Origin of the sequence: Thermus altitudinis (assembly GCF_022760835.1) — a bacterium.
GTDB lineage: Bacteria > Deinococcota > Deinococci > Deinococcales > Thermaceae > Thermus > Thermus altitudinis.
In genome coordinates, this window is the sequence record NZ_JAKTNQ010000043.1 from 1 (window position 1) to 13,285 (window position 13,285).

At 64.4% G+C, this 13,285-nt stretch carries 15 protein-coding genes; 6 read left to right on the plus strand and 9 right to left on the minus strand.

The features are described 5' to 3' along the window. Window positions 1–1,214: AMP-binding protein (locus L0D16_RS11380; protein ID WP_243032247.1), on the minus strand; the 1,214-nt coding region annotated here is incomplete at its 3' end. An 89-nt stretch (window positions 1,215–1,303) separates the two neighbouring features. Between L0D16_RS11380 and L0D16_RS11385 the strand changes: the two genes are divergently transcribed. Both L0D16_RS11385 and L0D16_RS11390 read left to right on the plus strand, forming a co-directional pair. After that, window positions 1,304–1,930, plus strand: coding sequence for a phosphoribosyltransferase (locus L0D16_RS11385; protein WP_243032262.1), 627 nt, complete (start codon window positions 1,304–1,306; stop codon window positions 1,928–1,930). Next, window positions 1,918–2,298: a cupin domain-containing protein gene (locus L0D16_RS11390; protein ID WP_243032265.1), complete on the plus strand. Its 381-nt coding sequence runs from the start codon at window positions 1,918–1,920 to the stop codon at window positions 2,296–2,298. Before L0D16_RS11385 ends, L0D16_RS11390 begins: the two co-directional genes overlap by 13 nt. Before the next feature lie 15 nt (window positions 2,299–2,313). On the opposite strand, the gene L0D16_RS11395 is transcribed toward L0D16_RS11390, so the two are convergent. The 4 genes from L0D16_RS11395 to speD all read right to left on the minus strand — a co-directional run bounded on the left by L0D16_RS11395 (window position 2,314) and on the right by speD (window position 5,850). Next, a complete protein-coding gene (locus tag L0D16_RS11395) occupies window positions 2,314–3,270 on the minus strand; it encodes an ABC transporter permease (RefSeq protein ID WP_243032271.1) in 957 nt (318 codons plus the stop codon). Further along, window positions 3,260–4,183, minus strand: coding sequence for an ABC transporter ATP-binding protein (locus L0D16_RS11400; RefSeq protein ID WP_243032280.1), 924 nt, complete (start codon window positions 4,181–4,183; stop codon window positions 3,260–3,262). The genes L0D16_RS11395 and L0D16_RS11400 overlap by 11 nt, the downstream gene beginning before the upstream one ends. A gap of 1 nt (window position 4,184) precedes the next feature. Continuing rightward, window positions 4,185–5,330: an NEW3 domain-containing protein gene (locus L0D16_RS11405; protein WP_243032281.1), complete on the minus strand. Its 1,146-nt coding sequence runs from the start codon at window positions 5,328–5,330 to the stop codon at window positions 4,185–4,187. Window positions 5,331–5,415: 85 nt separating this feature from the next. After that, window positions 5,416–5,850 (minus strand): adenosylmethionine decarboxylase, encoded by a 435-nt coding sequence (gene speD / locus L0D16_RS11410; protein ID WP_038057714.1) that lies wholly within the window; start codon window positions 5,848–5,850, stop codon window positions 5,416–5,418. Window positions 5,851–6,130: 280 nt separating this feature from the next. Here speD and sdhC point away from each other — a divergent pair, with 280 nt between their 5' ends. From sdhC to L0D16_RS11430, 4 genes are read left to right on the plus strand one after another with little or no spacing between them, the layout of a single operon-like run. Beyond that, complete coding sequence (gene sdhC / locus L0D16_RS11415) at window positions 6,131–6,496, plus strand: succinate dehydrogenase, cytochrome b556 subunit (protein ID WP_243032284.1); 366 nt, start codon at window positions 6,131–6,133, stop codon at window positions 6,494–6,496. After that, entirely contained in the window at window positions 6,486–6,881 is a 396-nt protein-coding gene (locus L0D16_RS11420; RefSeq protein WP_243032286.1) for a succinate dehydrogenase hydrophobic membrane anchor subunit, read from the plus strand. Before sdhC ends, L0D16_RS11420 begins: the two co-directional genes overlap by 11 nt. Window position 6,882: 1 nt before the next feature. Continuing rightward, window positions 6,883–8,616, plus strand: coding sequence for a succinate dehydrogenase flavoprotein subunit (gene sdhA / locus L0D16_RS11425; RefSeq protein WP_243032288.1), 1,734 nt, complete (start codon window positions 6,883–6,885; stop codon window positions 8,614–8,616). An 8-nt stretch (window positions 8,617–8,624) separates the two neighbouring features. Beyond that, window positions 8,625–9,323 (plus strand): succinate dehydrogenase iron-sulfur subunit, encoded by a 699-nt coding sequence (locus L0D16_RS11430; protein ID WP_243032296.1) that lies wholly within the window; start codon window positions 8,625–8,627, stop codon window positions 9,321–9,323. A gap of 40 nt (window positions 9,324–9,363) precedes the next feature. On the opposite strand, the gene aspS is transcribed toward L0D16_RS11430, so the two are convergent. The 4 genes from aspS to L0D16_RS11450 all read right to left on the minus strand — a co-directional run bounded on the left by aspS (window position 9,364) and on the right by L0D16_RS11450 (window position 13,150). Next, a complete protein-coding gene (aspS, locus tag L0D16_RS11435) occupies window positions 9,364–10,632 on the minus strand; it encodes an aspartate--tRNA(Asn) ligase (RefSeq protein ID WP_243032299.1) in 1,269 nt (422 codons plus the stop codon). Between the two features lie 114 nt (window positions 10,633–10,746). Continuing rightward, the gene (locus tag L0D16_RS11440; protein ID WP_243032309.1) at window positions 10,747–11,046 is read right to left on the minus strand and encodes a hypothetical protein; all 300 of its coding nucleotides are present in this window, start codon (window positions 11,044–11,046) and stop codon (window positions 10,747–10,749) included. Beyond that, window positions 11,033–12,331 carry a phospholipase D-like domain-containing protein gene (locus tag L0D16_RS11445; protein WP_243032315.1) on the minus strand — a complete coding sequence of 433 codons (1,299 nt, stop codon included), beginning with the start codon at window positions 12,329–12,331 and terminating at the stop codon, window positions 11,033–11,035. The genes L0D16_RS11440 and L0D16_RS11445 overlap by 14 nt, the downstream gene beginning before the upstream one ends. 45 nt (window positions 12,332–12,376) lie before the next feature. Further along, window positions 12,377–13,150: a TatD family hydrolase gene (locus L0D16_RS11450; protein WP_243032316.1), complete on the minus strand. Its 774-nt coding sequence runs from the start codon at window positions 13,148–13,150 to the stop codon at window positions 12,377–12,379. Window positions 13,151–13,285: the final 135 nt, after the last annotated feature.

Below are 13,285 nucleotides of genomic sequence, written 5' to 3' on the forward strand. Positions count from 1 at the left end.
TCCCCCACCTCGCCCAGGGGGACCTCCTTGCCCTCCTCGTCCACCACCTTGGCGTCCACGCTGGGGAAGGGCATGCCGATGGAGCCCTTTTTGATCTCCCCCAGGACGGGATTGGAGTGGGTCACGGGGCTGGCTTCGGATAGGCCATACCCCTCTATGAGCCGGGCCCCGGTGATCTCCTCAAAGCGCTTGGCCACCTCCACGGGTAAGGGGGCAGCCCCGGAGAGGCAGATGCGGATGCTCTTCACGTTTCTCCTCTCGATCCCCGGGAAGTTGTTGAAGGCCACGTACAGGGTAGGTACCCCAGGGAAATGGGTAACCCCATGCTTCTCTATGGCCTCCACGATGGCGTGGATCTCCGGCCTTGGGAGGAGGACGATCTTGTATCCGGAGTAGATACCGTAGTTCATGGCCACGGTCATACCGTAGACGTGGAAGAAGGGCAGGGCCCCCAGCATTACCCCTTGGCCACGAAGGTCCTTAGAGGTGGGGTCCCAGGCGTCAATCTGGAGCACGTTGGCCACCAGGTTCTTATGGGTGAGCATGGCCCCCTTGGAGATCCCGGTGGTCCCCCCTGTGTACTGTAAAAGGGCCAGATCCTCCGGGTCCGGGGTATGAGGAGGGGCGGGGGCGTATTTGAGGAGGTCCAGGAAGGCGTGGAAGCCTTGGCGCTTGGGGTAGCCTAGGGGAAGCTTGTCCTTCTTGGCCTTTAGGGGGTAGAGGAGGTTTTTGGGGAAGGGGAGGAAGTCCTTGATACCCGTGACCACAGTGCGCTTCACCGGGGTTTCCTCCTCCACCTCCAGGAAGCGGGGCAGGAGATGGTCTAGGATGATGAGGGTTTCCGCACCCGAGTCCTTTAGCTGGTGCCTTAGCTCCCTGGGGGTGTAGAGGGGGTTTACGTTGACGCCCACGCCCCCAGCCAAAAGGGTGCCAAAGAAGGCGATGACGAACTGGGGGGAGTTGGGCAGCATGATGGCCACCCGGTCCCCGGGCTTAACCCCTAAGGCCGTTAGCCCTGCGGCAAAACGTCGGGACTTATCCCATAGCTCGGCGTAGGTAAGGGTTTTCCCCAAAAACTGTAAGGCGGTGTTTTGTGGGTAGCGATGGGCGCTTTCTTCCAGGAAGTGCCAAAGGGGTATGGGCGGTACCTCCACCTCGGGGGGTACACCGGGGTCATAGTGGGCAAGCCAAGGTTTGGAGCGGGTTTGGTCCATACCTTACCTCCTTCACCCCGAGCTTACCAAGAACCTTATACCGCGTTCAAGACGGTGGTGAGGTGTAGCATGAGTAAGGAGGTTTTCCTATGCGCTTCCGCGACCGCAGGCATGCCGGTGCGCTTCTTTCGGAGGCCCTAAGGCCCTTGGGTCTGGAACGCCCTGTGGTGCTGGGCATCCCTCGAGGCGGGGTGGTGGTGGCCGATGAGGTGGCCCGGGGCTTGGGTGGGGAGCTGGATGTGGTCTTGGTGCGCAAGATCGGGGCTCCGGGGAACCCGGAGTTCGCCTTGGGGGCCGTAGGGGAGAGGGGAGGCATGGTCCTAAAACCCTACGCCTTGCAGTACGCCGACCAAAGCTACCTGGAGCGGGAAGCAGCCCGGCAGAAGGACGTTATTCGCAAGCGCTCCGAGCGCTACCGCAAGGTGCGCCCCAAAGTGCCCTTTACGGGCCGGGATGTGGTGCTGGTGGACGATGGCATCGCCACGGGTTCCACCATGGAGGCGGCCTTAGCCGTGGTCCTCTCGGAGAAGCCCCGGCGGGTGGTGGTGGCGGTGCCCGTGGCCAGCCCCGATGCGGTGGAGAGGTTGAAGGATCAGGCCGAGGTGGTGGCGCTCTCTACCCCACCGGACTTCGCCGCCGTGGGGGCTTACTACATGGACTTTGGCGAGGTCACCGATGAGGAAGTGGAGGCCCTTTTGCTACAATGGGCGGCATGAAGCCTGTGGTTAAACAGGGGGCCAGCGTGGAGGCCCGTCCCGTGGAACGGGGAGAGAAGGCCTTTATCCAGGTGCTCATCGGCCCTGAGGATGGGGCACCCCACTTCATCACCCGCAAGTTCACCATTCTGCCGGGAGGAAGGATTCCCAAGCACAAGCACCCCAGCATTGAGCACGAGCAGTACGTGCTCTCTGGGCGCATGAAGGTGCTTTTGGGGGACGAGGTGAGGGAGGTGGGGGCCGGGCAGGCGGTCTACATCCCCCCGGACACGCCCCATGCCTATGTGAACGAAGGGGATGAGCCGGTGGAGTTCCTCTGCGTCATCCCCAAGACCAACGCCTACGCCACCGAGTGGCTGGAGGACTAGGGTTTCTGGGGCTGGTTAGGCCCGGACCTCCTGGCGCTGGAAGCTCACGTAGGCCAGGGTGAAAAGGAGGATGACCAGGGACACGAGGCCGGTGAGCTGGGGCCAGACGAGGAGGAGGCTTTGGGAGAGGGGAAGGGGGGTACCTAGCACCGCGCCCTCCAGCTGGGTGATGAGGATGGGGCCCAGGGAACGCACCGCGGGGTTGAGCACGGCGGTTAGGGTTTCCGCATACAGGGTGTTGGGGGAAAGCCGGGAGATCCAAAGGGCCAGGTTGGCCTGCTTCAGCTGGCTTTCCGGGTCAAAGGGGTCGGCTTGGAGAAGAAGGGCACCCGCTGCCAGGTCCGTGAGGATGGGGAAGAAGACGGCGAAGAAGAGCCACACCCCAATGGCCGCTAAGGCGGCGGTGGCCGGCTGGCGGAACAGCACGGAGAAGAGAAGGCCTAGGGCTAACCAGAAGCCCGCATAGGCCAAGGTGGCCAGGAGGAAGAAAAAGGCCCGCCCCATCTCCTCGCCTCCAGGAGGCACCCCCAGGGTGAAGAGGCCCAGGCCCACCACCAGGAGAAAAAGGGCGAGAAGGAGCACGGCTAAGGTGCCAAGCCCAGCCAAGAACTTGCCAAAAAGAAGGGCATCCCGGTAGATGGGCTGGGAGAGGATGCGGGAAAGCGTCCCCCTGGCGTACTCCCCGTTCACCGCATCAAAGGCCAGGGCGATGGCGGCCAAGGGAACGAAGAAGGAGAGGAAACCCACGAAGGAGGGCAAGGGGTCTTGGGCGGTGGTGAGGAGCTTGAGGTAGAGATAGGGGTCTTCCCCCACGGTCTGGCGCAGGGTTTGGGTACCGGTGTACACCGCTGCCAAGGCCGATAGCAGGATTAGCCCTTCCAGAATGCGCATGCGGATCCCCGTGAGGTGGTCGGCCATCTCCTTGAAGAAGACCGCCCAAAGCCCTGTCCAGGGGGAGCCTTCACGCCGCATGGGCCACCTCCTTGAAGTAGTGGGCGTAGACCTCGTCCAGGCTGGGACGGCGAAGGGCCAAGCCCAGAAGCTGACCGTGCTCCACGGCGATGCGGGCCAGTTCGGGACGCAGGTCACGGCTCGCCAGGATGCGGTACCGCCCTCCTTCCGCTTCCACCCGGGCCACGCCGGCCAAGGTTCGGAAGGATTCCTCGAGGCCCGGGCTGGCCTCCACCAGGATTTCGTACCCACCCCCCAAAACCCTTTGCGCCAGTTCCTCCACGGTCCCAAGGAGGGCCAGGCGGCCCTTGTGGAAAAGCCCCACCCGGTCGCAGACCTCCTGCACCTGGTGCAGGAGGTGGCTGGAGAGGAGGATGGTGATCCCCTCAGCCTTTAGGCCCTTGATGAGCTCTAGGAACTCCCGGGCGGCCTCGGGGTCCAGGCCCAGGGTAGGCTCGTCCAGGATGGCCACCTTGGGGCGTTTGAGGAGGACCTCGGCGAGGCCGAGCCGCTGCCGCATCCCTCGGCTGAACGCCGAGACCCGCCGGTCCCGCACCTCCCATAGCCCCATGCGCTTTAGGACCTCCTCAATGCGGGCCTGGGCTTCCCCTTCAGGCAGGCCAAGGAGCCGGGTGGTGTAGCGCAGGTTCTCCCAGGCGGTGAGCTCCCCGTAAAACCCCACCTGGTCGGGCAGATAGCCCACCCGGCTTTTCACCTTTAAGGGCTCCCGCATGGGGTCCAGGCCCAGGACCCGGGCCTCGCCCTTGGTGGGCTCGGTGAGGCCGAGGAGCATGAGGATGGTGGTGGTCTTCCCCGAGCCGTTGGGGCCCAGGAGGCCAAAGACCTCCCCCTCCTTCACCTCCAGGTTCAGGTCCTCCACGGCCACCACCCGGCCGTAGCGCTTGCTGAGGCCATGGGTTTCTATGACCACCATGCTACCTCCGGCCGAAACGGTTCACGGCAAAGGCCAGGACCAAAAGGGCCACGGCCATGATGCCCACCCCCACCAGGCCCCAGAGGCTGGAGCGCACCACCGTGGCCCGGTAGTCCAGGCTTTCGGAAAGGCCGTCGGCCCCGGAAAGCCTAAGGGTCACCATGTAGTCCCCGGTCACCGCCTTGGGGGAGGGCTTGATGCGGGCGGTCACCTCCTGCTCCTGGCCGGGCTCTAGGGCGTCCAGCTTGTCGGGCTCAAACTTCACCTCCCAGCCCGAAGGCTCAAAGGCGCTGAAGGAAAGGTCCTTGGCGGGGGCGCTTCCCTCGTTTTTCAAGAGTAGCTTCACCGCATTGTCCCGCCCCGCCACCACCTGGCCGGAAAGCCGCCCCTCCTTGGTGGAGAAGCGCACCTGGGGCCGGCCCGTGACCTCCAGGGTCAGCCCCAGCTCCGCCTTGGCCTCCCCGGCCACGGCCCTCAGGGTGAGGCCATAGGTGTCGGCCTTGGTGTCCTTGGGCAGGGACACCTCCACGTCCAGGTCCTTGCTCTCCCCCGCCTTGATGGGGAGGCTGGTCACCTGCTGGCCGGAGAAGGCGGGGGTGAAGGTCACCTGCCAACCCTTGGGGGCCTCGTACTCCAAGGAGACCAGGAGGTCGCGGTCGGATTCGTTTTTCAGGGTCACCCGGTAGCGGAAGGAGCTGGTGGGGGGGCCTTTAAGGATGGGGAGCTCCGCCTCGAGGCTAAGCCGCTGCGGCAGGCCCTCGCCCACCACAAGGCCGATGGGGAGGGTGGCCACCTGGCCCAGCCCCTCGGCCCGCACCAGGAAGCGGTAGGTGCCGGGCTTCACCTCCTTGGGGGGTTGGAGCCTCAAGGTGAGGGTGGCCTCGCCATCGGGGGCCAGGTAAACTGCCCGCACCAGGCGGCCCCCACCGATGAGGCTGGCCTGCCAGCCCTGCGGGGCCTCGGCCACCTGCACCCGGACCACCCCGGGGGGAAGGCCATGGTTCTTGAGGGTGAGCGTGAGGTTTACGCTCTCCCCGGGTTGCACCCCGATTTCCGGGTAGGAAGTACCCAAGGATAGGCCGCGGAAGCCTTGCGCCAAGGCCACACTTAGCGCCAGCAAACCCAGCGTCAAGAGTTTGCGCACCATACAAGCCTCCCTTACCAAGGCTAGGCGGGAAGGATGAGCCCAATATGAAACCCCCGGGAGGGCCCGGAGGAGGGAAGGGAGGGGCTTAGCCCACCCGGGCTTCCAGGTACTCCCGTTCCCCCAGAACGATCTTCCGGGCCAGCTCGGGGTCCTTGGGGAACTCCTTGCCCCGGTTGATCATGTAGGTTTCGTAGCGGCCGATCTCAAAGACCGCGGTGAGCTTTCGGAGCACCTGGGCCATGTCAAAGGCCTTGCAGGAGAAGATGTCAATGGAGAGGAAGCGCTTCTTGGGGAAGGTGTGGATGGCGATGTGGCTTTCGGCGATGATCACCACCCCGGTCACCCCGTCCTCCCCTTGGGGCCCGTAGCTGTAGACGAAGGGGGGAAGCACCTTGGTCATCTCCATCTCCTCGGGGAGCTCGTCCAGGACACGGCGCACCAGCTCAGCGTCCCGGAGCTTTTCGGGATTGGCGTCGTAGCCGTCCACCATCAGATGCGGTCCGAATCCAAAGAGTTCCATCCTGACCACCTCCTTCCCGTGCCCCCCGGGGTATCCCCCCGCGGCACGCCCCCCATTATGCCCCCCCCTCCCCCCCCTGTCAATACCTCGTTCCCGGGCGGGAAAACCCCTTCGTCCCCCCCAGGGGGGTTGGCCCCCGGCCCGTCTGGTGGGGGAAAGGGTGAAAGACCCTTGCCCTAGCGGAGAAGATAGGGGGTGGGGGTATGCGGCGGGCAAGATAAGCCCTGCCCCACACTCTCCTTAAGGAAAGTGGTATGATGGCGGCCGGTAAGGAGGTGCCATGTACAGGGGAAGAGAAGGGCAGTGGGCCTTTTACCTGCACCGGCTCTCAGGTCTGGGCATCCTGGTCTTCCTGATGCTTCACGTGGCCAACATTTCCAGCGCCATGTGGGGTCCGGAGGTGTCCAACGCCCTCATGAAGTTCTACCACCAGCCGGTTTTCCAGCTGGGGCTACTTCTCCTCATCGCCGGGGTGCTTTACCACGGGTTCAATGGGCTCAGGATCATCCTCATGGACTTCACCTCCTGGGGGGTGCGCTACCAACGCCAGCTTTGGTACGGGGTCTGGGTTCTTTTCGTCCTTTTCTACCTCCCCTTCTTGGTGAAGATCGGGGGCGGGATTTTGGGAGGTGGCCATGGCGATTAAGTCCAAGCGTTATGAGGAGGCGAGGCTCGAGGCCAGCACCAATCTGGAACTCTACTGGTGGGTCTTCATGCGCATCTCCGGGGTGGTCTTGGTCTTCCTGCTCATCGGCCACATGTGGATGAACGCCATCCTCACCGACCTCAACAGCATTGACTACGACTACGTGGCCAAGAGACTTTCCCAGACCACCTGGAAGATCTACGACCTTTTGATCCTGGGACTGGGCCTCTTGCACGGGGCCAATGGGCTCCGCTATGTCCTGGACGACTGGATTCGCAACCCGTCCAGGCGGTTTTGGACCAAGGTGGTGCTCTATGGCCTCATCGCCTTTCTTTTCGTCTTGGGAAGCCTTTCCCTTTTCAACCATGATTTCGGGGTGAACTAGTATGGCGCACAGACACGAGGTCATCGTGGTGGGTGCAGGCGGGGCGGGCCTGGCTACGGCCCTTTATGCGGCCCGGGAAGGTGCCGACGTGGCGGTGGTCAGCAAGCTTTACCCTACCCGGAGCCACACGGGGGCGGCCCAGGGGGGGATAGGTGCGGCCTTGGGCAACGTGGAGGAGGACCACTGGGAATGGCACATGTTTGACACCATCAAAGGGGGGGACTACCTCACGGACCAAGACGCCGCCGAGGTCTTCGCCAAGGAGGTCATTGAGGCGGTCTTGGAGCTGGAGCACATGGGCCTTCCCTTTGACCGTTTGCCCAACGGCAGGATCGCCCAGCGCCGCTTCGGCGGCCACACCAAGGACTGGGGCAAGGCCCCGGTGCACCGGGCGGCCCACGCCGCCGACCGCACCGGGCACATGATCCTCCAGACCCTCTACCAGCAGTGCGTGAAGCATAACATCACCTTCTACAACGAGTTCCACGTCACGGACGTCATCCTCGAGGATGGGGTGGCCAAGGGGCTGGTGGCCTACGAGCTGGCCACGGGGGAGCTGCACCTCTTCCAGGCCAAGGCCTTCGTCATCGCCTCTGGGGGGTTTGGCCGCATCTACAAGGTGACCTCCAACGCCTATACCCTCACCGGGGACCTGCAGGCCATCCTCTACCGCAAGGGGCTTCCCCTCGAGGACATGGAGTTCTACCAGTTCCACCCCACGGGGCTTTACCCCTTGGGCATCCTCCTCACCGAGGGGGCTAGGGGGGAAGGGGGCATCCTGAGGAACGCCCTGGGGGAGCGTTTCATGGAGCGCTATGCCCCCACCATCAAGGACCTGGCCCCCAGGGATATGGTCTCCCGGGCCATGTACCTGGAGGTGCGGGAAGGCCGGGGGGTGGGTCCCAAGAAGGACCACGTGCTTTTGGACCTCACCCACCTGCCTCCGGAGGTCATTGAGAAGAAGCTTCCCGACATCACCGAGTTCAGCCGCATCTACCTGGGGGTGGACCCCTTGAAGGAGCCGGTGCCGGTGATGCCCACCGCCCACTACGCCATGGGGGGGATTCCCACCACCTTGTGGGGCCAGGTGATCCAGGATGAGAAGAACACGGTGGTGCCCGGGCTTTACGCCGCCGGGGAGGCGGCTTGCGTGAGCCTGCACGGGGCCAACCGCCTAGGGACCAACTCCTTGGGGGATCTGGTGGTCTTTGGCCGGCGCGCGGGGATCCATGCGGCCCGCTTCGCCAAGGACGCCGATTACCACGAGCTCACCGAGGAGCACCTGGGGGAAAGCCGCGAGCGCATTGAGCGGATTAAGGCCTCCACGGGCAAGGAGAAGGTGGCCGTCCTCCGGGCCGAGCTCCAGCAGACCATGATGGATAACGCCTCGGTCTTCCGCACCGGGGAGCTCTTGGCCAAGCAGGTGGAGATCCTCAAGGAGCTCATGGAGCGCTACCGCCACATCTCCATAGAGGACAAGGGGGAGGTCTACAACACTGAGCTGGTGGAGGCTTTGGAACTGGGGTATCTCCTGGAGGTGGCCGAGGCCCTGGTGCACTCCGCCCTAAACCGCACCGAGTCCCGCGGGGCCCATGCCCGGGAGGACTACCCCGAGCGGGACGACCAAAACTGGCTCAAGCACACCCTGGCCTACAAGGTGGCCGACGGCAAGGTGGCCTTCCGCTACAAGCCCGTGGTCCTAGGCCGTTTTGAGCCCAAGGCCCGTACCTACTAGGAGGCGCCATGCAGGTGACCCTTAAGATCCTCCGCTTTGACCCCGCCAAGCACGAGAAGCCCACCTGGCAAACCTACCAGGTGGAGGCCGAGCCCTGGGATAGGGTTCTGGACCTTCTCCATAAGGTAAAGGCAGACCAGGACGGTACCCTGGCCTTCCGCAGGAGCTGTGGCCACGGGATCTGCGGCTCCGACGCCATGCTCATCAACGGCAGGAACCGCCTGGCCTGCAAGACCCTGGTGAAGGACCTGGGAAGCCTCATCACCGTGGAGCCCATCCGGGGCCTTCCGGTGGAGAAGGACCTGGTCGTGGACATGGAGCCCTTCTTCGCCGCCTACCGGGCGGTGAAACCCTACCTCATCAACGACGAACCTCCCCCGGCCCGGGAGCGGCTGCAAAGCCCCGAGGAGCGGGAGCGGTTTGACCACGGCACCAAGTGCATCCTCTGCGCCAGCTGCACCACCAGCTGCCCTGTCTTCTGGGTGAACGGCACCTATCTGGGCCCTGCGGCCATCGTCCAGGCCCACCGCTTCATCTTTGACTCCCGCGACCGGGGGAAGAGGGAGCGCTTCAAGGCGCTGGGCTCGGGAAGCGGGGTGTGGCGCTGCCGCACCGCCTACAACTGCACCGAGGCCTGCCCCCGGGAGATCCCCGTGACCCAGCTCATAGAGGAGGTCAAGCGGGCCATCCTCTGGGATCGCTTCTAGCAGGGGTCCCCGCCCTGGTTTTCGCCAGGGCGGGGTGGGATCAGGGGGTAAGCCGGTGCCGGTCCCGGGGGAAGGCGCGGGCGTAGCGCACGTTGGGGAGGCCCAGAAGCTTTTGCGTAAGCCTCTCCGCCCCGATGGCGAAACCCCCGTGGGGGGGCATGCCGTACTTGAAGACCTCCAGGTAGCCCTGGAAGCCCTCCAGGTCCATGCCCTTGGCCTTTAGGCTTTCCACCAGGTCCTGGTAGCGGTGGATCCTCTGCCCCCCGGAGGTGATCTCCAGGCCCCGGAAGAGGAGGTCAAAGCTGCGGGTGGTGCCGTCGGGTTCAGGGTAGGTGTAGAAGGGGCGAAGGGCGCGGGGGTAGCGGGTGATGAAAAGCCAGTCCGAGCCCCAGCGCTCCTTGGCGTACTGGCCCAGAAGCCGCTCCGCCTCCTCGGAGAGGTCCTGGCCCACGGGGTAGCCCAGCTCTTCCTTGAGGATCCTCCGGGCCTCCGCGTGGGTGAGGCGGGGTACATCCTTGGGGAAAGAGGGCCACTCGGCTCCCAGGAGCCGGATCTCGTTCCCAGCGCTGGAAAGGGCCTCTTCCAGCATTTCCTGGAGGAGGCCTTCCTCAAGCCCCATGAGGTCTTCCTCCCCCCCGATGAACCCCATCTCCACGTCCAGGGAAAGGTACTCGTTCAGGTGGCGGCTGGTGTTGTGCTCCTCCATGCGCCAGACCGGGGCCACCTCGTAGACCCTCTCAAATACCCCCACCAGGATCTGCTTGTAGAGCTGGGGGGACTGGGCCAGGTAGGCCCGGTACTCAAAGTAGTCCACCCCGAAAAGCCCCGAGCCTCCCTCGGCCCCGGCCCGCACCACCTTGGGGGTGAAGATCTCCGTGAAGTCCTGCCGGTCCAGGTACCGCCTAAAGCCCCGCACCAAGGCCGCTTGAACCTTGAGGGGGGCCCGGGCCTTCTCCCCTCTGAGGGTGACGTAGCGGTATTCCAAAAGGGTGTCGGGGCTGGCCCGCCACTCCTCCTTGGGGATCTCCACGGGGGTGGGCTCCAAGGCCGGGGATAGGACCTCCAGCTCCTGGGCGTGCACCTCGAGGCCCCCCGGGGCCTTGGGGTTGGCCACCACCTGGCCCCTTACCCTTAGGCTGGACTCGGGCAAGGGAAGCCTTTGCCCCCCGGTTACTATCTGGACGATGCCGCTTCGGTCCCTAAGGAGAAGAAACTGGATCTTTCCCAAATCCCGCCGCCAGTGGAGAAAGCCCAATAGCTCCACTTCCTCGCCCACATGGTCTTTTAAGTCCCGTACCAGAACCCGCATGCTCCCTCCTCCTAAGGTTTGGCCCCCCCGGCCATGGGGGACCGGGGGGGCCGGATGGCCTTGCCCCCCGTCTAGGCGTCATTACCCTGGGGCAGACGCATATTGCCCTAGAGTTTAGGGGGTTTCTCCCCCTAGGTCAAGGCGCTCAAAGGCCAGGACCAGGTGGGGAAGGTCCTGAGGGGGCGTCACGGCGAAAAAGTTTTCCTCCACCTGGTACCGGGCCGCCCACTCCCCTTCCACCCCGGCCAAGGTTAGAGGCCGGGCCTCTTCCTTGAGGAAACGCAGGCGCCTTAGGCGCACATCTCCTTTCTCCGAGTAGAAGACCTGGTAGACCACGCCCCCACGGCGCTTTTCCCCATAGAACCCCCCCTCTATGGGGCTTACCTCGTAGCCCAGGACCCTAAGGGCTTCCATCCAGCACCTCGAGGGCCGAGGGATCCTCCAGCACGATCTCGTAGTACCCAGCGTAAAGGACGATGCGACCCCTGGCCCGAACCTTCTTTCCCAGGTAGCTTTGCGGGAAGGGTTGCTGGAAGAGGCCATAGTTCCTGGGGAAGACCACCAGCCTGAGGTCGCTTTCCCCCGGGCCAAACCGGAGGAAGGCCACGGTGCCCCGGTCCTCCACCTGTTGGATCACCCCTTCCACGGTGGCGATGCGGCCAAAGTACTTGGGGGCTTCCTGCCAAGGGATGACGCCTTCCAGAGGGGGCAGGGCAAAGGGGTTTTCCGGAAGGCCCGCCTGAAAATCCTTTTCCATGGTGGCAAGCAGCCTTGAGAAGGCTTCGGGTGCCTCCTGGCGGGTGAAGCGCACGGCAAGCTCGCGGTTGGCGTTTAGGGAGTTGGCGCTCAGGTTCAAGCTACCCACTAGGGCTACCTCCCCGTCCACCACCAGGGCCTTGGCGTGCACATAAGGATCGGGGAGAAACCGCACCTCCGCTCCAGCCTGCCTTAACTCCTCCGCACCCGCCAAAAAGTAGGTGTCCCCAGGTTCCCTTGGGCTTCCCACCAGGCGCACCCGGACCCCTCGGCCCAAGGCCTCCTTGAGGGCGGCCACCACCTGGGGATCGGCCATGGCCTGATGCTCCAAGAGGATTTCCCTCTTGGCCCCTTGGATGAGGCCAAGGAGGGTTTCCCGGGCGTTGCCCTCCTTTACCCCGCCCAGGGTTCGGCTTGGCGCCCAGACGAGAAGGGCCTGGGAAAGGTCCAGCCGTTTGCCCTCCCAATCGGCTTCAAAAACCCTTACCACCTCGGCCACCTGCTTGGGGTCATCCAGGATGAGGGCGTACTCCCGGTTGGCGGTGAAGGAACTTCCCGTGAGGTTCATGGTGCCCACCCAGGCCCGCTTCCGGTCCACCACCAGGCTTTTTTCGTGAACGAAAACGAAGCGGAAGGGGGTGGTGAGCCTGACCTCCACCCCCTGGTCCTTTAGGGCTTGGAATACCGTGAGGTCCACGCGTCCCCCAGAGGGTTCCCGCTCCAAGAGGACCCTGACCCTGACCCCCCGGGCCACGGCCTGCCCCAAGGCCTCCGCCACGTCCAGGCGGCTTGGGGTCCAGAGGTACATCTTCACCAGGATCTCCTCCTGGGCCGAGGCGATGAGGTCCAGGAGCGGCTTGAGCCCATCCTCCGGCTGCACCACCAGCCTGGGAGCGGCCAGGGCCGGTAGGAGGAGAAGGAAAAAGAGAAGAAGCCGTTTCATGTTTAGCATTCTGCCCCATGCCCCCGGAAAAGGTGGGGACGTTGGCTAGGGGCTTCCCACCCGGCCAGCAAAGCGGAAGCACCTTTCGGCGTTGGCGTCGGTAATGGCCTCCATCTCCCCAAAGGGGAGCCCCCGTACCTCGGCCAGCTTTTCCAAGGTGTGGCGCACGTGGTGGGGAAGGTTGCGCTTGCCCCGGTGGGGCTCTGGGGGGAGGAAGGGGGTGTCGGTTTCCACCAGGAGGCGGTCTAAGGGAAGCCTTTGGGCCGCTTCCCGCAGGGCCTGGTTTTTCCTGTAGGTCAGGGGGCCGGCAAAGCTGAAGTAAGCGCCCACCTGGAGGCCGGCAGCCTCGAGGACCGGATGCCCCCCGAAGGCGTGGAGGACCACCTGCGGGGGCCGGTGGGCCAGAAGCCAAGCGGCCAGGTCTTCTTCCGCCTTCCCGTCCTTGCTTCTCACGTGGAGGACCAAAGGAAGCCCAAGCTCCTGGGCCAGGCTGGCCTGGAAGTCCAGGGCCTTAAGCTGGGCGGGTTTGGTCTCGGGGGTCCAGTGGTAGTCCAGGCCGCTTTCCCCTATAGCCCGCACCCGGGGGTGGCGGGCGTAGCGCCTAAGGGCTTCCGCCACCTCGGGGGAAAGCAGATGGGCCGAGGTGGGGTGGAGGCCCACCGCGGCGTACACGTTGCCTTGGGCCAGGGCTAGGGTCCTCTCCCAGCGGCTTGGGTCCACCCCTAGGGTGAGGATGGCCCTAAGCTCCGGGAAGTGGGCCTTGGCCTCCTCCAGCTCGGCCTCTTCCAGGAAGTCTAGATGGGCGTGGGTGTCGGTCATGCCGTCACTGCCTTCCTGCCTGCACGGGCCCAAGGGCCATGTCCCAAATGTGACGACTCCCTGTTCTGAAGAACAGGGCTTGTCGGGAATCATGAGACTGTTTGCACAGCGCCCACTCCCGAAGGCTCCGTCCGA